Here is a 23,337-nt window from a genome sequence, read left to right as displayed (position 1 = left end):
GCGTCAATAGCGAGACGCGGCCGTCAAATCTCGGCTGACAAGAGATATTGCTTTGGGAGCGGTGAGAACGTTCTCAGCCCGCATACTCTCCGGCACAGCTTCGCCACTCACCTGCTTGAGCAGGATGTCGACATCAGCGTCATCCAGGTGCTGCTCGGGCACAGCAAGCTCGAACGACAGCGCTCACCGGCGGAGCGGGAGTCTTCCTTCCATCGGTTTCGGGCTGCTCTTGTTCTAACCCTAATACGGCCAATTTCCGGATAAATCGATATGAACGCCCGATACTCGTGATGGATAGGAGTGGCAGGACCATGCTAGCCACGAGGCAGGCAGACCGCAGGCCTGTCGTGCTCACTCCAGCTTAAGCGCTTCGGCTCATATCGAAGGTCGCCGCCGGATGGCGTGAGGTTTATCCGAAAGGGAGAGTCTCGATGTCTGGACACGGGTATGAGGGCGGGCGGCTCGATCTCCCCTTCGTTGGGCTTAGCACCTTCGGTAAACGGCCGATCTGCCTTGATTGGGACAAGATCGATGCGGATGTCGCCGTGCTGGGTGTGCCCTTCGACATGGGGACCCAGTACCGCTCCGGTGCACGTTTCGGCCCGCGCGCCATCCGCGAGGCCTCGACGCTGTTTTCCTTCGGTCATGCCGGCGCTTACGACCATGAGGACGACCAAATCTATCTGCCGCTCGACAAGGTACGGATCGTTGATATAGGCGACGCGGATATCGTGCATACCGATACCGTGGCCAGCCACGCGAATACGGAAATGGCGGTCCGCAAGATTCTTGAACGCGGAGCGCTGCCCGTCGTCCTGGGCGGCGACCATGCCATCAACATTCCCTGCGTCAGGGCGTTCAGCGAACATGGCCCCATTCACATTGTGCAGATCGATGCGCATCTCGACTTTGTCGACGTGCGTCATGGCGTGCGCGAAGGACACGGCAATCCGATGCGCCGCGCGGCCGAACAGTCGCATGTCAGCGGCCTCAGCCAGATCGGCATCCGCAACGTCTCCTCGACCGCCCGCGACGGTTACGAGGATGCGCGCCAACGCGGCTCGACGATCCTTTCCGTCCGCCAGGCGCGCAAGCTCGGCGTCGAAGGTGTTCTGGCGACCATTCCGGAAGGCGTACGTTACTATGTGACGATCGACATCGACGGTTTCGATCCGTCGATTGCGCCGGGCACTGGCACGCCTAGCCATGGCGGCTTCCTGTATTATGAAGTAATGGAAATGCTCCGGGGCCTTGTGAAGCGCGGCGACGTCGTCGGCATCGACCTCGTCGAGGTGGCCCCGGCTTACGACCCTTCGGGCATCACCGGCTTTCTAGCAGCACAGGTACTCCTGAACTTTCTCGGCTATATCTTTGTCGAACACGGAGCGCGCGGACGCTGAACGAAAGGAATTCAACGATGCCAACGAACGCAAGTAACGGTCAGGTTCACGTCATTCCTGCCCGCAAGGGCGTGGCGACGCGCGTTGCCCAAGGCCAGGTGATCACCGTCATCAACACCCACGGCACCCAGGTGGTGGACACCTGGGCCTTCTGCGCCGACGATATCGCGGAATTCATGTCGATGGAGCACAGTCGTGGAGCCATGCTCAAGGTGAACCCGAAGAACGGCGACACGCTGTGCAGCAACAGGCGGCGTCCGATGCTGACCCTGATACAGGACACGTCGGGTGGCGTGCACGATACGCTGATCGCCGCCTGCGACCGCTATCGCTACCAGCAGTTGGGCCATGTCGGGCACCATGACAACTGCACCGACAATCTGGCGACGGCCCTCGGCGCGGTCGGGCTGACGCCACCCGAAACCCCTTCGCCGCTCAACCTGTTCATGAACATTCCCGTCGGCGAAGACGGTTCGGTCACCTTCGAGGCACCGGTGGCGGGACCGGGCTCCTATGTGTCGATGTGCGCGGAAATGGATTTGATCGTCGCGTTCTCAGCCTGCCCCCAGGACCTCATTCCGGTAAACGGTCAAGGCTGCGTTCCAACCGAAGCGCATTATCGGATCGACGCCAAGGCGCCGCGCCTTTAAAGCGCAGCCAGCATTCAGACCATTGATCCCGAAAAAGCGGCTCCCGCTTTTCGGGATCAATGCATAAAGGAGTTTTTACATGCCGCGTACCTTGGGCATCTTGTTTTTTGCGTCGGCGGCTTGCCCTTTTCCGGCCGATTTTTCGGCACTCCCCACCCTTTTGCGCAGTTCCTGAAAAAAAATCCTCTGCGACAGCGACGCTTTCTTGTGCTTTGGCGCGATGATGACGAAGGGCGAGCGGATCTGCGCCTCGGGAATAAGCAGCGCCTTAAGCCGGTTGTTCTGTCTAAACGTGACGGTCATGTGATCCGGCAGATAGCCGACGAAGTGGCCGCTCAGGATATACATTGCCTGCGCCTCGATATTCGAAGCATAGGCGCCGACATGCGCGTTGGGGAAATGCTGCAATTCCGACTTGTTGGCATAAGGGCGCACCACCATCTGCGATGCTTCCACATCAGCCTTTGTCACCAGCTTGCGGGAAAACAGCGGGTGGCGCTCGCTGCAGTAGAGCGAGTTGATTTCATAATGGAACTCGGTCTGCGAATAGCCGGGCAGCAATTTGATGCGGGGGGAGATCGCGAAGTCGATCCCGCCCTTGGCGGTTTCCGCGATAAGCTGTTCAGGCGAGCCGATGGTGATGCGCAGATCGACTTCGCTGGCTTTCTTGATAAACTGATGAATGACGTCATCGAGGCCCAGGGCTGAATCGGTAACGGTGGCATCGACGATCCCGACGCGCAGCACACCCGTCGCCTTGGAGCGCAGTTCGCCCAGTTGCATCTCGAACGCCGACAGCGCTGAAGTCAGCGAATGGGAATATTCATAGACCGCGGTGCCCCTATCGGTCAGTTCGAAGCCGCGCCTGCCGCGTTGGCATAGCGAAAACCCCAGCCGTTCCTCCAACGCGTTGATTTGGAAACTGATCGTCGATTGGCTCATCGCCAAAGCAAGCTGTGCTCCGGTAAATCCGCCATGCTCGACCACCGAGCGGAAAACCCTGAGCGCACGAATGTCGGCAACCGACAGACGCATTCTGACACTCCTCCTTGAGCCTCTCAGACGGTGTTGCGTATCAGCCTTACATCGTCAACTTCGATGTATAGTCTATTCCTTCCATGTTTATCAAAGATTCAATCCTGCCATGCTGCCCTACCAGATGGTGCCGTGCCGTCATGCCACTGGGGAAGCAAACAATCGGGCCGGCATTGCAGCCGGCTGACGACCTGGAGGTTTAAGGCTCGTCACGCATGCGAGATTCCTGAGCGCGTACAGAAGCCTCAGACTCCAAATAATCCATAATAAACGGGAACATACGAAACTGGAGGAAGTTATGCGATCCACTTTGAAACTGTGCACTTCGACGCTGTTGGCCGCGTCGCTCTCGCTCGCCGTGGCGAGCATTGCCACCGCCTCCGATCTTCTGGATCGGATCAAGGCAAAGGGGGAAATCACCATCGCGTCCGAGGCCCGCTACCCGCCGTTCGAATATGTCGAAAACGGCAAGATCGTAGGCTACGGAGTTGACCTCTTCGAAGAAGTCATGAAGGCGCTGCCGGACGTGAAGGTGAACCGGCTCGACCTGCCGTTCCAGGGCTTGCTGCCCGGTTTGCAGACGGAGAAGTTCGATGCCATCATAACCTCCGTCACCGTTAACAAACAGCGCTACGATACCTACAGGCTGTCTCTGCCAATCGCCGACGCGTCGTTCTCCTACGTCAAGCGCAAAGGCGACGCCGCCTTGAACACGCCCGAAGACCTGAGCGGCAAAAATGTCGGCACGCAGGCCGGCTCGGCACAGCTCAAGGGCACCGAGGCCTTTTCCGAGAATTTAAAGGCAAAAGGCCTGGCGCCGATCGCCACCATCCAGACCTATGTCGACTTCAATGAAGCCTATGCCGATCTCGCTGCCGGGCGCACGGATGCCGTCGTGAATTCCCTGCCCAATCTGCTCTACCTGCAGACGCAGCGCGGCGACGTCTTCGAAACCATCCGCACAACGTTCGGGGACCCGACCTATTTCAGCTGGGCCTTCCGCAAGGACGACGACAGCAAGGCGCTTGCCGACTTCATCGATGACCAGTTCCGCAAGCTCGCCGCCGATGGAACCATGGCCAAACTTCAGGAAAAGTGGTTCGGCTTCACCATGAAACTGCCGACGGACGCTCTGCCCGAACCCAAGAGCTGACGAGTCGGCATCCAACGCCCGGATAAAGGTGAGGCTTTCCAGCCTCGCCTGCCTAAAAACGCACAGGCTGCAAGCCTGACCTCAAGTCCATAAGGTCTGACGACTTGGCAATGTTCGCCCTCATCCAGAACAACCTGCCCATCATACTCTGGGGCGCGGGCATGACCATCCTGGTGTCGGGCGTCGCCATCATCCTCGGCATGCCGCTCGGCCTCGTCCTGTGCTTCGGCGTCACCTCGAAGAAGGCGTGGCTGCGCTGCTTTTCGCGCATCTATCAAAGCGTGTGGCGCGGCACGCCCATCCTCGTGCAGTTGCTGATTATCTATTACCTGCTGCCGCTCATCGGCATCAATGTAGCGCCCATCCTCGCGGCCATCCTCGCGCTGACCCTGAACACGATCGCCTTCCAGGCCGAGATATTTCGCGGCGGACTTTTGGCCATTCCACCAGGGCAACTGGAGGCGGCGCGCATGGTAGGCATACGCAAATGGGCGGGGCGCCAGCATATACTCGTGCCCCAGATATTGCGCCTCGTCATCCCGTCGCTGGTCAATGAGACCATCAGCATCCTGAAAAACTCATCGCTGGTCTCCGTCATCGCGGTGACGGAACTGATGCGGGTAAGCCAGCAGATCGTCGCGACCACTTATCGCCCGTTCGAAATCTACATCACCGCCGCCGTCATCTATATCGTCATCAATTTCCTTCTGTCGCTGATCGGCCGCATGGCCGAGCAACGGCTGGCGCGGAGGGCCTGAGCCATGGCGCAATTCTTCGACCTGTGGGTGCAATATGGACCGCTGATGCTGGCCGGCCTGGCGACGACGGCCTGGATCTGCGCACTTGCCACAGCCCTCGGGCTGGCGATCGGCCTGTTGCTCGCCTGCCTCGAGAGCACGCCGTTCACGCCGCTGCGCTGGGCTGTTCGTGCCTATATCGAGATCATGCGCGGCCTGCCGATCCTGATCCTGCTGTTCGTGCTCTATTATGGCGGCCCGAGCATAGGCCTCCGGCTGAGTGCCGAAGCGGTGGGTGTTTTCGGCCTCGGCTTCTATGGTGCCGCCTATTTCGCCGAAATCTTCCGCTCCGGTTTCCAGTCGATCTCCAAAGGCCAGATCGAGGCGGCGCGCATGGCCGGGCTCTCAGGCACGCAGATCATCCGCCATATCAAGCTGCCGCAGATGCTGGTCATGATCACGCCACCGATGGTCAACCAGATCATCATCCTCATCAAGGAGTCCGCGGTGCTGTCCATCATCACCGTTGCCGAGCTGACCAAGAACACGACGCAATTCGTCAACGAGACCTACGCGGTCATCGAACCTTATCTCGCCGCCGCCCTACTGTACTGGCTGCTGGTCGAGGCAGTCGCGCAGCTCGGCAAATATGTTGAGCGCCGGGTGCGGTTCTAGGCCGCTCAACCACCAATTTGGGAATAAACGATGGCCACTGAAACCACCGAGCCCGTCATCAAGATCCGGAATCTGACCAAGGATTTCGGCACATTCGCGGCCCTGTCCGGGATCTCGCTCGACATCAACCTCTCCGAAGTCGTCTGCATCATCGGACCCTCGGGGTCGGGCAAGAGCACGTTGCTGCGCTGCGCGAGCTTCCTCGAGGAATATACGAGCGGCGAGATCGAGATCGAGGGCCGGTTGCTCGGCTACAAGCGCGGTGCCGAAGGACTGGTACGAGAAAGCGACCAGAACATCGATTCCGTGCGCCGCAACGTCGGCATGGTGTTCCAGCACTTCAACCTATGGCCGCATATGACAGTGCTGGATAACGTGACGCTGGGATTGCGTCTTTCCAAGCGCGCTCCCGCCGCCAAGGCGAAGGAAAGCGGGCGCCGTGCGCTGGCCAAGGTCGGCCTCGCGGATTTCGCCGAGCGCTACCCCTCGCAGCTTTCCGGCGGCCAGCAGCAGCGCGTCGGCATCGCCCGGGCGGTCGCGATGGAGCCGCATGTGATCCTGTTCGACGAACCGACCTCGGCGCTCGATCCCCAGCTCGTTGGCGAGGTTCTCGACACCATGAAGCAACTGGCCGTCGAGGGCATTACCATGGTGGTGGTGACGCACGAGATGGGCTTTGCCGCCCAGGTCGCCGACCGTGTCGTCTTCATGGACCGCGGCAAGGTGATCGAACAGGGCCCGCCCGCCAAACTCTTCAACGATCCGCAAAGCCCGCGCTTGCGTGAATTCCTCGACACTTGGAGACAGCGCAACATGCTGTTCCAGAGCGAGCCCACCGCCGGCCAGTAGGGCAGCGGCACAATCGACACGACAAGACGGAGGACCGTACCATGAGCGAAGGTTTGAGCCCGGCAGGTGTTCCCCGCATGTATGGCGACGTGCCACCCTTCATGGCATTTCCCTATGTGCGCGATCTGGCAGGTCTTTCCGCCGACGCTGTGGTGGTGGGCATGCCCTATGACGGCATCGCCACCTTTCGCGGCGGCGCGACCCGCCGCGCCCCGCAGGAAATCCGCAAATACTCGCTTCTTTACGGCAGCTACAGCTTCGACTGGGACCTCGACATGCTGGCCCATATCACCGTCGCCGATGCCGGCGACATCGATGTAGTGCCGGGCGACAATGCCGCCAGCTACGCCCGCCTCGAAGCGCGGCTTGCCGCGGTGCTGGTCAACGGGGCGGTGCCGCTGACCATCGGTGGCGATCACGGCATCAGCTATCCGGCGGTACGCGCGGTCTCCGACGCCGGCGACACCCCGGTCGGGCTCATCGTCTTCGACACCCATCTCGATCTCAGCGAATCCTTCGGTGGCGACCGCCTCACCCGCGCCTCGCCCCTGCTGCGCATTGCCGAACTCGACAAGGTGGCCCCCCGCCGCATCGTTGTCATCGGCGCGCGCGGCCCCCGCAACCTGCTCGAATGGACCCCGCTCTACCGCAAGCTCGGCATCACCGTGTTTTCCATGGAGGAAGTCGAGCGCCTCGGCATCGAAACGGTTGCCGAACGCGCACGCGCCATCGCCAGCGCCGACGGCGCGCGCCTCTATATCAGCCTCGACATCGACGGCGTCGATCCAGCCTTTGCCCCTGCAACCAACAGCCCCGAACCAGGCGGCCTTACCTCGCGCGAGATCATTCGCGGCGTAAGAATAGTGGCCCGCGACGGCTTTGCTGGATTCGACCTCGTGGAGGTATCGCCGGACTTCGATGCTTCCAGCGGCACCACCAGCATCCTGGCCGGCCGGCTGCTGGCCGAGGCCCTGTTCTGCCTCGCGGCCAAGCGCGCCGGCAAGCAGAACGCCTGGCGCGACGCCCACAGGTCCGACTTTCAACAGAAATAGCACCACCTTCGGAGTGCGCCTCGCGGTCAAGCGACCCGATGCGCCAACAGGACACAAGACCATGAGCATTACAAATTTCCAGCCACTCGATTCCGGCAGCGTTCCGCGTTTTGCCGGCCCTTCAACCTTCATGCGCCTGCCCATGGCTACCCCCGAGCAGGTCGACATCGCGCTGATCGGCGTCCCCTTCGACGGCGGCACCACCAACCGGCCGGGCGCGCGCCATGGACCGCGCGAAATCCGCAACCAATCCAGCCTGGTGCGGCGCGTCCACCATGTCACGGGCGTCTCGCCTTTCGAACAGGTGCGTGCCGGCGACTGCGGCGACGTGATTGTAAACCCGCTCGACCTGCCCGGCTCGCTGGACACGATCAGCGCCTTCTTCGAAAACGTCCACCACTCCGGCGCCCGGTCTCTGGTCGTCGGCGGCGATCATCTGATCACGCTGCCCATCCTGCGCGGCATCGCCAAGGAACCGGCCGGCCTCATTCACTTCGATGCCCATTCCGACACCTATGACGAGTTCTTCGGCAACCGCTATAATCACGGCACGCCGTTCCGCCGCGCCGTCGAGGAAGGCCTGCTCGATCCCAAGCGCATGGTCCAGATCGGCATCCGAGGAGCGATCTCCGATGTGGAAAACTACGATTTCGCCCGCGAGGCCGGCATCCGGATCATCTTCATCGAGGAATTCATGGAGCGCGGCGTGGGCGCGGTGATGGCCGAGGCGCGCTCGATCGTCGGCGACGCGCCGACCTACGTCTCGTTCGACATCGACGCGCTCGATCCGTCTTTTGCCCCCGGCACTGGCACCCCGGAGATCGGCGGCATAACGACGCGCGAGGCCCAGAAGATGATCCGAGCGCTGGCCGGCGTCGACATCATCGGCGCCGATCTGGTCGAAGTCTCGCCGCCGCTCGATCCTTCGGGCGTCACCGCGCTAACCGGTGCCACCCTCCTGTTCGAGCTTCTCTGCGTCATGACGGTGCAAATACCGGCTAAATGAGACCCATGTGTGGAGTGCGCCCCTCGGGCCGGACAGGATGAACAAGCAGAATTGACTTGGAAGCCGGGCTTTCGAAGGATGGAAGCCCATGGTGACTTATCGCACGCACAGCATCGAGTTCAAACGTCAGGTAGTGCAGGAGTTCCTGTCCGGCGAGACGCTGCATGGTCTCGCCAAGCGGCACGAACTGCCGCGTAACCTGATCCGCATCTGGGTTCAGAAATACGAGGCCGGCTCCTTCGACGAAGACGTGGCGGCGGCCGACACAATGCAGACCTATGAGGCGCGGATTGCAGCGCTGGAGCGGCTGGTAGGCCGGCAAGCCTTGGAAATTGAGTTTCTAAAGGGGGCTCTGAAAAGCGCACCACGTCCAAGAAGCGGGACTACATCCGGATCAAAATTCCTCCCGCCTCCAACGCCCCTGCTACCGATTGAGCCCCGGAGGCAGGGCAAGGAAGCCATAGTGCGTCGGGAACAAGCGGCGACACCGATCCGCCGATCTCGAATTCCCATCCGAAGAGTTCCGCGTAAAGCGGCGCAGGTTCGCAGGATCACGCCCTATTGTCTCAAAGTGGATGATTGGCCTGGCCATGATGTCCAACCTTTTAGACGGTTCGCAAAACAGTCGCAGCCCGAGCGGCAGCGGCTGCTGGCTCGGCAGGTGAAACACCTCCCAGGTCGCCCGCATCTGGCCACAATCGTTCTGTGCGACAACACCGCGGGACCGTCAGATCGGGGCGACGATGCGGAGAAGGCAACGGTTCACCGACAAAAAAGGCACGAGAGAAAAGAGCGCATCTCGGATGTTGCGCGCGAGTCGATCGAGGTCGAGCGGGCGGCACGGGATGCGAAGACAGCTCGGCTCCGAGAGCAAGGGCTGATGACTGAGATTCGCAGCTCAGCACCTAAGAAGGTGCAGCCCCGATAGCTGCTTAAGGGAGGCAGCGATGCTCGATACCCATACAGACATTGCGCGGGCGGCTATTGAAGCCACCTTCCTGCCACGTCGCGCCGCATTTCCGCGCGATATTGATCACTCCCGACGCGTGCTCGCGGCATCACGCGAGCTTCTGAAACGGCTGCGCCAAAGCCATGGCGATGACACCTCCCGAGCTTGGGAGGATGCAGACCCGGTTCCCTTCGCTATCTCAGCGTTCGATGCCGATGTTCTCCGGGCAGTGTTCAAAGATTTGGTGTTGGGAACATACGCGCCCAAATGTCAATGGCGCGATCTGGCTAAGACCCTGGTACTCGAATACGCCGGGTGCGATCAGGTCGAAGTTGGCTTGCTGGATTGGATCACCAGGAAGTAAGTACCTTGTGCCAAGTCGAGTTGAGCGCGTGTTCTAGATCCACCAGGCGCGCCACGAGGGGGTTGCGACGTCTCGACTTCAGGAGTTTATCTCAACTGTCCGAAGGGCGATTTGACATACCCAACCCGCCGCCAGCTATGGCGGAGGTCGGGTTCGTTCTAGGTCTCAGTCGTAGACTTTGACGATCTTGCGGGTGCCCGGGTCCACCAAGACCGTGCGGTTGTCGATCACCACATACCGGTATTTGACATTGGGGACCTCATGGAGCTCGACCGTGTCCGGCAGAGCCGTGCCGACATTCAGCTCAAGTCCGAGAAGGTTCACGGAAGCCAGCGGTTGCTTCTTCACGTATTTGCGCACGACGGTGTCCTGTTCCGGTGTGATGACAACATCCTGTGCCGCAACTGCGCCGACGCCGGCCAAAAGCAATAGCGCGGCAGCGGTGCTGGTAAGGTGGATCCTCATGGTTTTTCTCCTGTTGTTCCGGCGACAGCACAAGTCTTCTGTGCGCCAGGCAACTGAACACGTCGGCAGGCCGAACGTTCCTCGATCAGGCTTCAGTCGGAATCCTGACCAGACCAAAGGCCGATCACAAAACGCAATGGTCTTATCTCTTGAGACTAGGCGGAACGGCTTAGGGCTAGGCTAGTTGCTTCTCCAGACTCGGAGAAAGCAGATGGATAAAAGCATTGGCCAAGCGCGTTGGTTGCTCGCGCCAACTTTCGCCGCAGCCGTCACATTTTTGGTGATCGGCATATTCCTTGGCTGACATGTCGTGGATCGGCACAGCTACGTCCCTTCCTGTGCTGATAGGGCCCGCAAGCCGCTTCGGTGGCTGGCGGGCCCTCTATTTCCAGTATGTTTGGTGAGCAAAAGACAATGACATCGATCCAGAGAACCAATGAGAGTGGCAACGCAAACCAACCGGCAAATGACAACGATGATCATGCGCCTGCGCTACTGGACGCTGTTTCTTTGACGAACGAGGAAAACATTGCCGACCTTGTCAGGCGAACCGAGCGCGTGGCGATTTTGGTGGTGTTGGGAATGGGGGGCTGGTTGATGTTAGTCCCCGCTATCTACCTTGTACTGAGCCACCGAATATGAATGAACAATTACGCCAGCATATCCTAGGATCGCGCATCTTATTGGGCTGCAGCACCTGATCTGGAACTCGAGCGCGGCCCATTGTTGACCGGCTCGCTATCGTCCATACGCGCAGCAGACGTAGCGCCGGAAACTTCAGCGCACCTCTGCCGCCGTCAACGCAAGCTGCGCCGCGATGGACTGACGCGACGTGGTCCAACCTAAAACACACCACCAATGCCTATGCCGCCACTGATGTCCGGTGGGGGAGGCGCGGGACGTCTCGGGGCGGCCTGCGAGCGTTTCGCAGTCGTCCGTACGGAGCCGTTTCGTGAAGGGGCGGCGTCCGACGCTATCTTAGCCGGCTTGGCCTTCACGATGACCGGCTGCTTGCAGATTCTGCCTGAGCGCAAAAAGAGATCGCCCAGCAGTCCGACGCTCGGCTCCGTCGTCGCCGCGACTTGCTTGGTATTCTTGTAGTAGTCGGTGAGAGCACGGATTGAACCCGTGCCCCAATCTCCATCAATCTGCATCCGGTAGCAACCCAAGCGACGAAGTTCGGTCTGAACGTTGCGCGCAAGATCGGCTGTCTTGTCTTTGTCCGCCTCGCCCATGGATGCGCCGACAATGAGCGTTTCGAGACCGGAGACGACGCTTTGGCGAGCGTCCTCAACCCTTTCGGTCGGAGACAGATTGGCGACCTGTGTGCCAACCGGCTCGGGTGAACTGGCGGACGGTGCCGGAATCTCGACCGACCGCAACGTCTGTCCGACGATTAGCACGGCGGTCTGCAGGTCATTGGAGGCAAGCTCGACTTGCAATCTCTTCTTTGCCGCGGGGTCCGCAAGGATGCGTGAAAGGCTTGCGCTCAACTGTCCCGGATCGAGTACCTGTTGCTCCGTGAAATAGAACTGCTCACGCAGGTTCGATTGATCCCACGGCACTTGACGGCCAACCGTCAACGCTTCGGTTTCGTTGCGGACGCGGATCATCATATCCGAAATGCTGAGCCCGGGGATCTCGAGATTCTTCAGCAGCGCAATGGTGAACGGGCTGTTTTCGCCGCCGCCATCGGCCGTGACATTGCCTGGCTGGGTGGCAAAGGCAACGAACGTGTTTTCACCGACTTCAACTTGCGCCAGACCATTGCCGGCACCGGCACCGAGCGGATTGTTGCGGCACGCGTCCAGGAATATGAACGTCTGGCGGTCGCGGCGCGCGAACCGCGCGATCACATCATTCAGCTTGATGGCCGTGGCGGTGAGTTTTTCCAGGCTTTCAGGATCGGGCGTATCGACCGGGAGCAGGTAGTTTTCGCCGTTCAACTGCACGCCATGACCGGCGTAGATAATCAAAACTGCGCTGACGGTAGGCAGCCTTGCATCAGCTTCTCGAAAGATTCTGGAAAAATCTTGGGTCGAAAGATCGGTGCCCGTCAGGACCTCAAAATTTAGCCGCTTCAAGCTCTCTGAGAGCTTTGCGGCATCATTTGCGGCATTGGGGAGATGCTCAAGTCGGCTGCTTTGATAGTTCGAATTCCCGATGACGATCGCTAGCCGGTTGCGTGGCTGCGGCGCCGCGGTCGGCTCGACCGCGGCGCGAGCACCAGCTGAGCCAAGAAGCAGGAAAATGAGAAACAGTGGGACACGAAACAGAAGTCCGTTGCAGTGGGTCATGTCAGCACGCTCGCTCCGGCCTGCCTCAATCTTGGTCCAGCAACTTCCCGACGCACCACGACGCAACCACAATCAGCCTGAGCGCCTGCCCTCATACCGGCGAAGGTCACCAAAATTTATACCAAGAATCCTGTCAAAGATAGGGAAAAGGGATTTGTATGCGATCAGTCATTGGACTGTGGAGGACAAGATGCCGACCAAGATCAATCTTGCGCTGCCGGTTTATGGAGCAGCCTACAAAAGCGTGTTCGTTCGCAGCCTGTTCGCGGCCTTAACTCATAAGAGCCTGTCCAACTACGCCTTCACGCTGTCGGAAATCGAGTACACGGATATTCCATTTTCGCGGAACTATCTGCTCACGAATTTCTACTACAATAAACCGGATTGCAGTCACATTCTGATGATCGACAGTGACATGGGCTTTTCACCTGATCTTATCGCGGCGATGCTGGCGCTGGATAAGCAAGTCGTCGGCACCCTTTATCCGCGGCGCCGGATCGATCTGCGCAAACTCCATTCCCTCTCGACACTGCCCTTCGACAAAGCCTTTGCGCAAAGCCTGGAGTTCATCGGAACCGTCGTCGAACCTCGGCAAGAGCAAGAAGGCTTTGTCCGGGTAACGTCATGCGGCACGGGCATCTTTCTGGTCTCCCGCGACTGCGTGACGGCCATAATCGAGAAGTTACCCGAGACGGTGGACCGGTCTCGTTACAGAAAGAGCAAGTACACCGCTCAGTTCGAGAATTTCCTGACGCCATTTGCGAAGATTGTGACGCCGGAACTGGACCTCCCTACCGATTTCTCGTTCTGTCACCGCTGGGTTGAGCAGTGTGGTGGCGAAATATGGGCAAGCTACCATCGCAAGATTGCACATGCGGGAGATCTGACTGTTTCGGCGGCCTATTCTGATCTTTAAAGATGCCTTTGAAGTTTGGCCACTGCTTTTGACAGGCTCATTTAAGTTTACGATAGTGTCCTTGTCGCCACAGATAGCCTTATAGTCTCCTGAGAACGAACGCCAAACCATTGCCGCCCAGCAACGCGACGCGTACAGTGCCGGTTAAGCAGTCAACGATCCCATGAGATGGATCGTTGATCTATTTAATTGCCTTGATTTGTGACGGTATCGATTTCTCGTAAGGTGGGGTCGAATGAGAGTGTCGCGCGAGGCCTATCAATGGACGGGAGTCTCGTTGCTCGCCTTAGCGGCGGCGTCCACGTTCCAAGTCTCTGGCGCGGCGGCCTGCTCCGCTACTGCAAACGGCGGCGGCACTCCCTTCCAGGCGACATCGGTTACCGTGAACTGCACGACGACCGGGGATTTTCAGGACGTCGATGGCGTATTCACCACCCGATTTAGCGGGTTCGAGAACTCGTCGGAAGTCATCGTCAACGACTACGACGGCAATGGCGACGACGTCGTGAGAATTTTTGGCGGCCTCCTGACCGATAAAGCGGCGACAACACCCGGTGTAGGCGGCCTGCCTGCGGGAGGGTCGACCTCCTTACAGCCGGCGGACGGTACAATCGAACTCCTCGGCGGCAACGACCGGTTTGAGATGTTCTATGGGGATTTCTTGGGGGTTCCGTACGCCCCAACCGTCGCGGCCAATCTCAATACCGGGGCCGGGGATGACCTGGTCGTCATTCAGGCCGGCAGTATTCAGGACATTGACCTTGGAGATGGTGCCGACAGCGCCGTGATATTCGGTGACGGTACACAGGTTGGCAATGTGACCGGCGGCAGAGGTGACGACCTGTTATCGATCGGCATCCTCACTACCGAGGAGGGAATTTTTTTCAGCGCGCCGACCGTCGGCGTTCTCTCCGGGGGCGATGGCAATGACACCATCATCATTGCGGGGGGCACAGTTGATGCCCTGGATGCCGGGGCTGGCAATGACCGGGTCAGCGTCAGCGGCAGTGCCGCGGTCGACCTCGACCTCGACGGAGCGGGCGGAAACGACACGATAATGGTCGCTGGCAACGCCACCATTGGCGGCAGCATATTCGGCAATGACGGCGACGACACCGTCAACATAAACGGCGGAACCATAGGCGCCACGACAGGCGGCAACATCACCGGCGGCCAAGGCTTCGACAGCGTCTCGGTCGTCGGCGGCGACATAAAGGGCGGCATCGACGCCGAACATGTCCATTTGTCGGGTGGCACGATCGAGGGTGACATTACCGGCCTTGGACCCAACACGCTAACCATCGATCATATCGGCGCCGTCGAGCCGCTCATCCTTAGCGACGGGGTGCTATTCAGCGGTACAGGCGCCAACGGCACAGTCGTCGACACCGACCTTGCCGCCGGCGGCAAGAGCCAGAACTTTGCCGGCTTCGACAATTTTTCGGCCGACCATTCGACCCTTCGCTTCAGCGGTGGCACGCAGGGCATAAACCAACTCAACCTCGGTAACGGTTCAACGCTGTTCATCAACGGCAACGTCACTATGCCGGGTTCGATCATCGCGACAAATTCCCTGATCAACATGATGGACGGTGTCGCCGACGACGTGTTGATGCTCGGCGGCCTCGCCCTCAACAGCGCCACCATCGGCCTCGACATCAACCAACAGACGCTACGGTCGGATCAACTCGTTGCCAATGCGTTTTCGGCTGCCGGCACCAGCACCATTATTGTCAATCTGCTGGGCACCCCCCAATTCGCCCAAGTGACCAATATCCCGATCATCGTCTCGGCCAGCGGACCGGTTGCCGGCACCTTCCGTCTCGGAAGTATTTCCGGCACGCCGGGTTCGCTTTTCAGCTATGAGATCGTAAACGGCCCGAATGGCGGCTTGTTCCTGCGTGCCACGCCGGCCAGTTTCGGCATTGCGGCGGCGCCGACCAGCGCGACCAACGCGGGCGCGGTCGAGGTGGCACTCGACGCTCTCTACGGCATAAACCGCGACGCGATCGATGCTGACCTCCACCTTTCGCCTGCATCCGGATCTGGAATGGTACCGGTTTCTTCGAGCTTCGGGGTCTTTGCTTCCGGCCAGTTCGCTCATACCGAGCATGACGGCTATAACATCAGTGGCGGCGGCTTGAATGGCCCGGGCCCGAGCTTCGATGCCAATGATTTTTCGGCCGCCATCAGCCTGGACTTCAATGCCGCCAAGCATTTCCAGTTCGACAATGAGTATGGCCTGAACATCGGTGTATTCGCCGGCTACGCCTCGACTGACGTCAATCTCGGGGCCTTCCAGGGATTTGATGCCATAGGGGAAGGTAACAACAAGGCCGGACTGTTCGGCGGCTACGCACTGTTGCGCAAGGACTACAATTACGCGCTGGTCTCGGCCTCCGGTTTCTTCGGCCGAAGCGACGTGATGAACGGGGTGCTTGACACCACCGGCAGCTATGACACCGAGGGCTACGCGGTCACGGGATCTGTCGGCCACATCTTCGCGCTGGGCGAACGCACCCGTTTCGATCTGCGTGGCGGCCTGCTTGGTGTTTCATTCCGCGGCGATCCCTACACTGACAGCGGTGGCAATCAGTTCGGCAAGAGCCTGCTTTCATTTGGCGCCATCAAGTTCGAGCCTGGCATTTATGGCGATTACACGCTGAGCAACGGTATGGTGTTCAGCCCCTATGCGCGTGGCGAATTGCAGCAGCGTTTCGGTTACAAGAACACGACCGAGATCGGTACCAGGACGATCGCCTTCGACGATGCGGATTTTTCCGTGGCGCTATCGGCGGGGTTCAACCTGAAAGTCTCGGAGTTGACGACCGTCAACGGCGAAGTCCGTGGTAAGGCGTCGTCGGATAGCTCAACTATTGGCGCCAAGCTCGGACTTAAGATAGCTTTCTAGCGGTTCCTCGATCCGCGGATCATCCGCGCCCGCGCTGAGTTCCTGACGTGTCTGGGATGGGAATAGCAGGACCTTCAAATCCCCCCGCACTCAGGCAAGGTGCGGTATCGCGATGCCGGGATCGCGGGCTGGCCAAGCACACCAACCGGGATGCTCGCCAATTGGCAGCAAGTGCTCTATGCTCTGTGGAGACACCGCATGGTCGTGATGTCGATACGGGGTTCTGTTGTCGTAGGCAGGGGGAGCCATGTTCGAAGTTCTCGGAGTCTGGCGCAAAGCACGGTCAAGAAGCAGAGTCGCCGCGAAGACGCTTGGCTTGATCGTTTCGTTGTTCGTGTTGTTTTTGCCCGGACTGGGAACGGCGAACGCGCAGACGAACTGGGCGCTCGATCCGACCGCTTCGGTCCTCACCTATCAGTCGGTCAAGAAGAACACGATCGTCGAAACCAACAAGATCAGGAATATTTCCGGCAGCCTCACTTCGACCGGCGACGCCAAGGTCTCCTTTGACCTCAACTCAGTCGATACCGGGGTCGACCTGCGCAATGTCCGGATGCGGTTCCTCTTCTTTGAGACCTACAAGTTTCCAACCGCCGAACTGACAGCGAAAGTGGATCCGGCGGCATTTGCCGACCTCGCCACCAAGCGACGTATGAAGGCGGTTCTTCCATTCCGTCTCAACCTGCATGGGGTCGACAAGGATCTTGAGGCCAATGTCGTGGTGACCATGGTCAGCGACACCATGGTGTCGGTCGCCTCGGAGGCCCCTGTCGCGGTGCATGTGGAAGACTTCGGTCTATTGCCCAATGTCGACAAACTCCAACAGGCGGCCAGTGTGACCAACATTGTTCCTACCGCATCGGTGTCGTTCGATTTCGTGTTCACGGCCGACGGAAGCAAGCCGCCCCCCGCCCAGACCGTTGCGACAAGCACCGAGGTCGGGCCCGTCGCCACCGATGCGACGAAGACCAACTTCAACGATGAGGAATGCCTCAACAGGTTTGCGGTGCTGTCCCGTACCGGGGCGATCTATTTTCGCCCCGCGAGCGCGCGGCTCGATGCCCAAAGCCGCCCGCTCCTCGCTGAGGTCGTCGGTGTCGTCAGCAAATGCCCAGGCCTAAAGGTCGAAGTTTCCGGACACACCGATGCCGATGGACCGGTTGCAGAGAACAAGCGCTTATCGGAGCGCAGGGCCCAGGCAGTGGCCGACGCCATTGTTGGAGCGGGCATTCCGCGCACGCAGATCACGGCGACCGGCTACGGCGAGGAACGCCCAGTCGCCGGCAACGACACGCCGAAGAACAAGGCGCTCAATCGGCGCATTGAGTTTTCCGCCACCAAGCTCGTCAACTGAGGAAGGATCTGTTGTCCCGGTGGGTTTCGATCTGATCGCCCGTCGCAGTAGCCTTCTGCGCGCAATCGGGCTCGCGGCAGTTGCGCTGCTTTTCACTTTGACGGCAGCCGATGCCGAGCGCCGTACAGCGCTGGTGCTTGGCAACTCCCAGTATCAGCACGCCCCGGCACTCGCCAATCCGGTGCGCGACGCCAAAGCCATGGCCGAAAGCCTGAAGGGTCTTGGTTTTGACGTCGTTTCCGGCTTCGACCTGACCAAGTTGCAGACCCAGACGACAATAGCGCAGTTCGCAAAGCAGGTGCGCGGGGCGGACATCGCGCTTTTCTTCTATGCGGGCCATGGCTTGCAGGTTTCAGGCAGCAACTACCTTCTTCCGATCGATGCCGCCCTGGAGGACGAGACTTCGCTCGACTTCGAGGCGGTGCCTGTCGATTTCGTTCTGCGACAGATGTCTCGCGAGACCAGCATAAGGCTTATTTTCCTCGACGCCTGTCGCGACAATCCTCTAGCCGAGGTGCTGGCAAAGACCGCCGGCGTCAGGGGAGCAAAAAGCGGCCTTGCGGAAATCTCGATCGAGAATGGCGGTGCCGGTACGCTTGTCGCGTTCGCCACCAGTCCAAATCAGGTCGCCTATGACGGATCCGGCAAACATTCGCCGTTCACCTCGGCGTTGCTTGCGCACATTGGCGAGACAAATGTGTCCATCACTGAGGCGATGAACCGTGTTACCGCCGATGTGTTCAAGGCAACCGCTAGCAAGCAGCGCCCCTGGAGCAACGTCTCGCTGACCACCGAGGTCGTCCTGCACAAGGTTGATCTCAACGCACCGCTGATCGTCGGTGAGGCGGGCGTTCCCGGACAGCAAGGCGGCTCGGATACGCGCAATGCCACTGCTAATCCGTCGAGCTCCGCCAATGACGCCCAACTCGCACTCAATGTGCTCCGTCAGAAAATCCCAAAACTCGCCTCTGACGACCCGATCTTTTTCGACGTTCCGATCGATTTCGGCGACCCCGAAATCGATGGGAAGAGTATTGCGGAGCTCATAAAAGGCGAGCCACGCTTCAGTCCGGTGGAGGGCCTCGATAATTCGGTATGGCAGGGCAAGCACTGCGACGGCTGCCATGAGTGGAACGAGACCCGACTGTGTGATCAGGCGAAGAATTTCGCCGCCAACGATGTCTCCGTTCTGCGCTTGCAGCATCCGCTTGGGACACGCTTCAAGGTGGCGCTCGCCAAATGGGCTCAAGGGGGTTGCAAGTAGGCGGGACGGAGGGCGTCCTCCAGTTCTGTGGGTGCCGGTCGTGTGGGCGAGTGCCCCTAAGATGCATCCGTTGACTGGTGGAGGGCCTCGATCTCGGCCATCTGGATACCGATTTCGACGAACGCCGACAGCACCGAGAAACGGTCCACGAGCGCCACGCGTGCCAGACCGGCCAGAATTCCGGCATTGATTGCATAGGCAGCAGGAGAAGGTTGCAAATCCAGTGCCGGCATCGCGGCCACGGCTGACCGATCTTCACGCGATCCCGCAGCCAGGATAATCCAGCCGACCGGGGTTGTTGGCGATTTCGCCGCGGCGGCTCTGATCTCTGTTCGATGGCGGGGGCTGTCGGGTTCGCTCACCCAGTCGCGGACAAGACCGAGCAACCGGTGATCGGTCTCATCGAAGAGGTCGCTCAGATGGCTTAGGCATTCGTGGGCCCACCAGACTGCGGCCCGCTCGGGAAGCAGGTAGGCGCAAAATGTAATCGCTTCCTCAGGAATGCGCCCGGCGAGGAGGTCGCGGCAAAACGCGATCGAGTGCTGTTCGGTCGGAGGAGTGCGCATGTCCCTGGTGATAGCGGGACAAGCTGCGAAAAGATCCCGTGCCGTTTTGAATCGGAGCCCATGGGCCATGAACGCCGCGCTTTCATCGAGGAACTTTGGCCACTCAAGCCTCAGGCACGGCGCGGGTCAAGTCTCAAGCCGTGCCACGGCCAAAACAGTCGCGATTATCGCACCTCCAACGTTTGGCCACAGACAATTGCGCTGGAATTTGATATGTTCGCGGTCGATCAAAATCGGATACTCAAACAGGAGGAGCGCTATGCAGTGGAGTCGTTCAGCCTTTGTGTTGGCGGTCGTGTTTTTCTCGAACCATGCTTCCGCCGATCCGGCTCGGAAATCAGAAGACATCGTGAAGTTTTTTGCCGGCGCAGCCGATCTTGGCAAATCTCGAGGAATTTGTGTCGGTTCCGAAGAGGAGTGCAACAAGAGCAACACCAATGGGCAGCAGGAAGGCAGATCCAACCTCGACATGCTGATCAATTTCGGGCTGGATTCGGCCCAACTCGACGCAACCGCGCGCGCTGAGCTCGAAGAGTTCGCCAAGGCTTTGAAAGACAACCGGCTGAGCACGTTCAACTTCGTCGTCGAAGGCTACACCGATGCGACGGGCACGCTGCGCTACAACGAAGGTCTGTCACAACGAAGAGCGAAATCGGTGGCAGCTTTCCTGACGGCCAGCGGTGTCGAGGCCGCGCGCATCAACGCCGTCGGCATGGGCGAGAAGAACCCTCGCAACGCCAACCCGTACGATCCTGCCAACCGCCGCGTGGAAATGCGGATAAAAACGCAATAACCGTCGAAACTGCGCGGCAAACCGAGGGGGAACCCTTCTGCGCAAGAAACTCATGCCAGACCTGACGCTCAGAGCGTATTTGAGATCGAGCCCATGAGAGCAGTGATGGCCTGTTTGTATTTTTCGAACTCCGGCGACGTCTGACGGATTTCGGTGGTCGTTGTCTGTGACCCGGCGTCGGTTGCCAGATGAGTCAGCTTCTGGCCCATTTTTCTTTCGGCCCAGTCCACCACGTAGCTGGCTGTCTTGCCGGTGAGGAACGGGTTGGCCTGGATGACGGCCGACCCCAGGACAGCGCTCAGCTGCGCCGAACCTGATGCCGACAGAACCTGATGCGCGCCTTCCATTCCAAGGAAATGACAGAGATAGAGCCGGCCGGCCGTGATTTGGTGGCCGCGCTGGCGCAGGTAGGCCTCGCCTTCGCGCGCCAGGTTGCGCACCATCTCTCGCGAGATCGTGGCGTCGTAGCGCAGGGCGAGTAGGTCGTCGGTCGACAGCGTGCGTGCAAGCTCCGGGCGGTAGGTATTCATCATCCTGATCCAGGTCTTGGTTATGAACTGGCCGGCGCCCGTCGCGGAAGAATTAGGATTCTTGGCGCGAGCACTACCGCCACTTTCGACGTGAACGATGCGCTCGGTGAGCGTTTCGACCGCGGAATCGTTCGATGCGACCGCGGTAACCGTGCCCAAGGGGTCGATCGCCTCGCCGTTTTGGTAAAGCTCGAAATGCAGGTGAGGGCCGGTCGATAATCCGGTGGTGCCGATATAGCCGATGACGTCGCCTGCCTTGACCTTGGTGCCGACGCCGGCTTCGATTGCAAATTTCTGCATGTGCGCATAACGCGTCTCGCGGCCGTTTTTGTGCAAGATCTTGACCAGATTGCCGTAGCTTCCCCCATCGCCCTGGAAGGTGATCTCGCCATCGAAGGCGGCTGCGATCGGCGTGCCGACGGGTGCCGCCCAATCGACGCCCTTATGGATGCGCACGGTCCCCAGAATGGGGTGCTTTCGTGGTCCGAAGGTGGAGGTCATGACGCCATTCACCGGCGTGACCATGCCGTTGGTGACTGTCAGCGAGCGTACCTGATCGTCACCTGTAACACACGCAAACTGGCCGTCGCTTTGCTGGAAGACAAAACAGTCGAGGCTTTTCTCGCTCCCCTGCACGCCCACATACAGAACCCGTCCCGCGCCCTCGTCCTTGCCCCTGGGCGTCTGTGAATAGATCATCACCAGACGCTGGTCCTCGCTTGCAAAGGCGTCCAGATCCTGTCCTCTCGAAAGATACATGATCGCCTCGCCGATCACGCCGGTTGGAACATTGTTGCGGGCTGCCGTCGAATAGATGGCGTCGAGCAGACGATACTGTCGTTTATGCGTACCTTCTTCCTGTGCGCCCGAATAGTTGAACAGATCTTCGCGAACCCAGGGATCAACACCCGACACGAAGGCGCCCGCGCCGTTGCGCGTCAGCGTGCCGACGAACAGGTTCTTGGCGTAGATCGAAACCTGCATCAGGGACATTGCGCTCGTGTCGCGCGTCGGCCTGAACCCTCGCATCGCAACGACGTAACCCGCTGCCAGGCCGTCCCGGTGGAAAAGCGCGCTCAGGGCCTCGCCTGCCAGCTTGGCATCCTGCGCGGAGAAGTGCGCATCCAACGCTACGCTGTCCAGACTGCGATCATTGAGAACCTTTACGAACGTGTCTTCGGTCGCCGCGAATCGCTGGTACTCATTGGTGACGGCTACGACGCTCGTGTTGTTCTCGATCTCGGTCTTCTGGAATGCCGGCAGGGCTGCATCGCCTGCATCGATCGTCTCACCCCATCCGGCTTCGGGATCGTCGCTGTCGGCTTTCTGACCGGAAGCCGCTTCAAGTTCCCTGGCGGGAGGCGAGGGTTGAAGATCGTTCTCCAGATCGCCCGATGGCGCGGCAGCGGTTTTTCGTTGCGCTTGGAAGAATGCGAAATCCTCCTGCGTCGACGGTATCGTCGTCATGAATTTTTCGCTGGCGCTCAGCATGACGTCTGACAGGACTTCGAGCTGGGGAGAAACGTCGGCCTGATCGAGTTCTGCCGGACGCGGGACCACTCGGCCTTTGGTTGCGGCGCCGGCATCTGGCGCAAGGGTGATCCACATCGGGTCCCCCGCCAGATCGATCAGCGCTGGCACGTAGACGGATGCGTCGGCCGGCACATCGTCCGCCCCCTCGACCGCATGCAACTCCTCGTCTTCGTCGCCGAATGACCAATAGTCCGCGGTCAGGTAAAAACCGGCGGCCACGCAAAGCAGCACAGCCGAGGTCAAACCCACCATCAATCTACGCCATAGCGTGCGCCTGCGAAGGGCGGCGCGCGCCTGCTTCTTCTGTCTGAAGCTCGTGTCGATATGGTGTGTCACGGATTGCTTGCGGTCAGGAAGAAGGTCCACCGCACCTGTTCGAGGGTGTCGACTTCCAGAAACCGGGCGGTGATGTGGCCGCGCTGCCAGCATTCGTCACTGCCGCGGATCGAGAAACGTCGCCGTTCGATGCACATTTCGGTCAATCCGGCGAGGATGGCATGACCAAACACGTCAGTTGCATAGATGTAGACGTAGCGGTTGGTCAGTTCCTCCCGGATAACGTTCACGCATTGGTTTGCGCCGATGGTCCACCATCCATCGGTCTGGTCCGCATTGTCGACCTTCTGGCCGACGGCGAGATTGACGACATCGAGTGTCTGATTGCAGACCGTGAACTCGGCTCGCGCTTGGCTGGACAACAGCAGGGCGAGGGGAGCGCCCAAAATAATCGCGAGTTTCATGCGCGCCCTCGGGGCAGATAGGGCTGGAACCGGACCTGCTGCTTTTCGGGCAGGGCAGACCAAGCGGTCAAACACCAGCGGCGGCGTTCCATGCTAGG

22 protein-coding genes and 1 pseudogene are annotated in these 23,337 nt (G+C 59.8%); 17 read left to right on the top strand and 6 right to left on the bottom strand.

What is annotated here, in order from left to right; all coding sequences use genetic code 11:
- Positions 1-33 precede the first annotated feature (33 nt).
- From FJ949_RS30720 to FJ949_RS19145, 3 genes and pseudogenes are all read left to right on the top strand, one after another.
- Positions 34-171: pseudogene (locus FJ949_RS30720) on the top strand (tyrosine-type recombinase/integrase); the annotation flags it as partial.
- Positions 172-431: 260 nt separating this feature from the next.
- The gene (speB, locus tag FJ949_RS19150; RefSeq protein WP_140498325.1) at positions 432-1,400 is read left to right on the top strand and encodes an agmatinase; all 969 of its coding nucleotides are present in this window, start codon (positions 432-434) and stop codon (positions 1,398-1,400) included.
- Between the two features lie 17 nt (positions 1,401-1,417).
- The gene (locus FJ949_RS19145) at positions 1,418-2,050 is read left to right on the top strand and encodes an urea carboxylase-associated family protein (protein ID WP_140498324.1); all 633 of its coding nucleotides are present in this window, start codon (positions 1,418-1,420) and stop codon (positions 2,048-2,050) included.
- A gap of 75 nt (positions 2,051-2,125) precedes the next feature.
- Here the strand turns inward: FJ949_RS19145 and FJ949_RS19140 are convergent, their stop codons facing one another.
- Positions 2,126-3,085 (bottom strand): LysR family transcriptional regulator, encoded by a 960-nt coding sequence (locus FJ949_RS19140; protein WP_140498323.1) that lies wholly within the window; start codon positions 3,083-3,085, stop codon positions 2,126-2,128.
- 298 nt (positions 3,086-3,383) lie between these two features.
- Here FJ949_RS19140 and FJ949_RS19135 point away from each other — a divergent pair, with 298 nt between their 5' ends.
- The 8 genes from FJ949_RS19135 to FJ949_RS19100 all read left to right on the top strand — a co-directional run bounded on the left by FJ949_RS19135 (position 3,384) and on the right by FJ949_RS19100 (position 9,870).
- Positions 3,384-4,238 (top strand): transporter substrate-binding domain-containing protein, encoded by an 855-nt coding sequence (locus tag FJ949_RS19135; protein WP_140498322.1) that lies wholly within the window; start codon positions 3,384-3,386, stop codon positions 4,236-4,238.
- Positions 4,239-4,348: 110 nt separating this feature from the next.
- The gene (locus FJ949_RS19130) at positions 4,349-4,996 is read left to right on the top strand and encodes an amino acid ABC transporter permease (RefSeq protein ID WP_140498321.1); all 648 of its coding nucleotides are present in this window, start codon (positions 4,349-4,351) and stop codon (positions 4,994-4,996) included.
- A 3-nt stretch (positions 4,997-4,999) separates the two neighbouring features.
- Positions 5,000-5,650 (top strand): amino acid ABC transporter permease, encoded by a 651-nt coding sequence (locus FJ949_RS19125; protein ID WP_140498320.1) that lies wholly within the window; start codon positions 5,000-5,002, stop codon positions 5,648-5,650.
- Positions 5,651-5,680: 30 nt separating this feature from the next.
- Positions 5,681-6,499, top strand: a complete 819-nt coding sequence (locus FJ949_RS19120; protein WP_140498319.1) for an amino acid ABC transporter ATP-binding protein — start codon at positions 5,681-5,683, stop codon at positions 6,497-6,499.
- A 41-nt stretch (positions 6,500-6,540) separates the two neighbouring features.
- Positions 6,541-7,551 (top strand): agmatinase family protein, encoded by a 1,011-nt coding sequence (locus FJ949_RS19115; protein ID WP_140498318.1) that lies wholly within the window; start codon positions 6,541-6,543, stop codon positions 7,549-7,551.
- Positions 7,552-7,612: 61 nt separating this feature from the next.
- A complete protein-coding gene (gene speB / locus FJ949_RS19110) occupies positions 7,613-8,557 on the top strand; it encodes an agmatinase (protein WP_140498317.1) in 945 nt (314 codons plus the stop codon).
- Between the two features lie 88 nt (positions 8,558-8,645).
- Positions 8,646-9,485 (top strand): transposase, encoded by an 840-nt coding sequence (locus FJ949_RS30715; RefSeq protein WP_224646906.1) that lies wholly within the window; start codon positions 8,646-8,648, stop codon positions 9,483-9,485.
- Between the two features lie 19 nt (positions 9,486-9,504).
- A complete protein-coding gene (locus tag FJ949_RS19100) occupies positions 9,505-9,870 on the top strand; it encodes a hypothetical protein (RefSeq protein ID WP_140498316.1) in 366 nt (121 codons plus the stop codon).
- A gap of 165 nt (positions 9,871-10,035) precedes the next feature.
- On the opposite strand, the gene FJ949_RS19095 is transcribed toward FJ949_RS19100, so the two are convergent.
- Complete coding sequence (locus FJ949_RS19095; protein ID WP_140498315.1) at positions 10,036-10,335, bottom strand: DUF1236 domain-containing protein; 300 nt, start codon at positions 10,333-10,335, stop codon at positions 10,036-10,038.
- A 414-nt stretch (positions 10,336-10,749) separates the two neighbouring features.
- Here FJ949_RS19095 and FJ949_RS19090 point away from each other — a divergent pair, with 414 nt between their 5' ends.
- On the top strand, positions 10,750-10,977 hold the full coding sequence (locus FJ949_RS19090; protein WP_140498314.1) for a hypothetical protein: 228 nt from the start codon (positions 10,750-10,752) through the stop codon (positions 10,975-10,977).
- A gap of 200 nt (positions 10,978-11,177) precedes the next feature.
- Here the strand turns inward: FJ949_RS19090 and FJ949_RS19085 are convergent, their stop codons facing one another.
- Positions 11,178-12,632 carry a caspase family protein gene (locus FJ949_RS19085; RefSeq protein WP_140498313.1) on the bottom strand — a complete coding sequence of 485 codons (1,455 nt, stop codon included), beginning with the start codon at positions 12,630-12,632 and terminating at the stop codon, positions 11,178-11,180.
- A gap of 190 nt (positions 12,633-12,822) precedes the next feature.
- On the opposite strand from FJ949_RS19085, the gene FJ949_RS19080 reads away from it, so the two are divergent.
- The 4 genes from FJ949_RS19080 (at position 12,823) to FJ949_RS19065 (ending at position 19,077) form a co-directional block, all read left to right on the top strand.
- Positions 12,823-13,548, top strand: coding sequence for a hypothetical protein (locus FJ949_RS19080; protein WP_140498312.1), 726 nt, complete (start codon positions 12,823-12,825; stop codon positions 13,546-13,548).
- 235 nt (positions 13,549-13,783) lie between these two features.
- Positions 13,784-16,459, top strand: a complete 2,676-nt coding sequence (locus FJ949_RS19075; RefSeq protein ID WP_140498311.1) for an autotransporter outer membrane beta-barrel domain-containing protein — start codon at positions 13,784-13,786, stop codon at positions 16,457-16,459.
- Positions 16,460-16,706: 247 nt separating this feature from the next.
- Positions 16,707-17,813, top strand: a complete 1,107-nt coding sequence (locus tag FJ949_RS19070; RefSeq protein WP_140498310.1) for an OmpA family protein — start codon at positions 16,707-16,709, stop codon at positions 17,811-17,813.
- 19 nt (positions 17,814-17,832) lie between these two features.
- Positions 17,833-19,077 (top strand): caspase domain-containing protein, encoded by a 1,245-nt coding sequence (locus FJ949_RS19065; RefSeq protein ID WP_140498309.1) that lies wholly within the window; start codon positions 17,833-17,835, stop codon positions 19,075-19,077.
- Between the two features lie 56 nt (positions 19,078-19,133).
- Here the strand turns inward: FJ949_RS19065 and FJ949_RS19060 are convergent, their stop codons facing one another.
- Positions 19,134-19,643 (bottom strand): hypothetical protein, encoded by a 510-nt coding sequence (locus FJ949_RS19060; RefSeq protein WP_224619122.1) that lies wholly within the window; start codon positions 19,641-19,643, stop codon positions 19,134-19,136.
- A gap of 259 nt (positions 19,644-19,902) precedes the next feature.
- Between FJ949_RS19060 and FJ949_RS19055 the strand changes: the two genes are divergently transcribed.
- A complete protein-coding gene (locus FJ949_RS19055) occupies positions 19,903-20,436 on the top strand; it encodes an OmpA family protein (protein ID WP_140498307.1) in 534 nt (177 codons plus the stop codon).
- Positions 20,437-20,504: 68 nt separating this feature from the next.
- On the opposite strand, the gene FJ949_RS19050 is transcribed toward FJ949_RS19055, so the two are convergent.
- Together FJ949_RS19050 and FJ949_RS19045 are read right to left on the bottom strand one after the other, a co-directional pair.
- Entirely contained in the window at positions 20,505-22,835 is a 2,331-nt protein-coding gene (locus tag FJ949_RS19050) for a M23 family metallopeptidase (protein ID WP_140498539.1), read from the bottom strand.
- Positions 22,832-23,314, bottom strand: coding sequence for a DUF1036 domain-containing protein (locus FJ949_RS19045; RefSeq protein WP_224646917.1), 483 nt, complete (start codon positions 23,312-23,314; stop codon positions 22,832-22,834). The genes FJ949_RS19050 and FJ949_RS19045 overlap by 4 nt, the downstream gene beginning before the upstream one ends.
- Positions 23,315-23,337 lie beyond the last annotated feature (23 nt).

This window comes from Mesorhizobium sp. B2-4-1, assembly GCF_006442185.1.
Taxonomy (GTDB): Bacteria; Pseudomonadota; Alphaproteobacteria; order Rhizobiales; family Rhizobiaceae; genus Mesorhizobium.
Note: the sequence above shows the minus strand (reverse complement) of the source record. Positions and strands in the feature narration are given on the sequence as shown.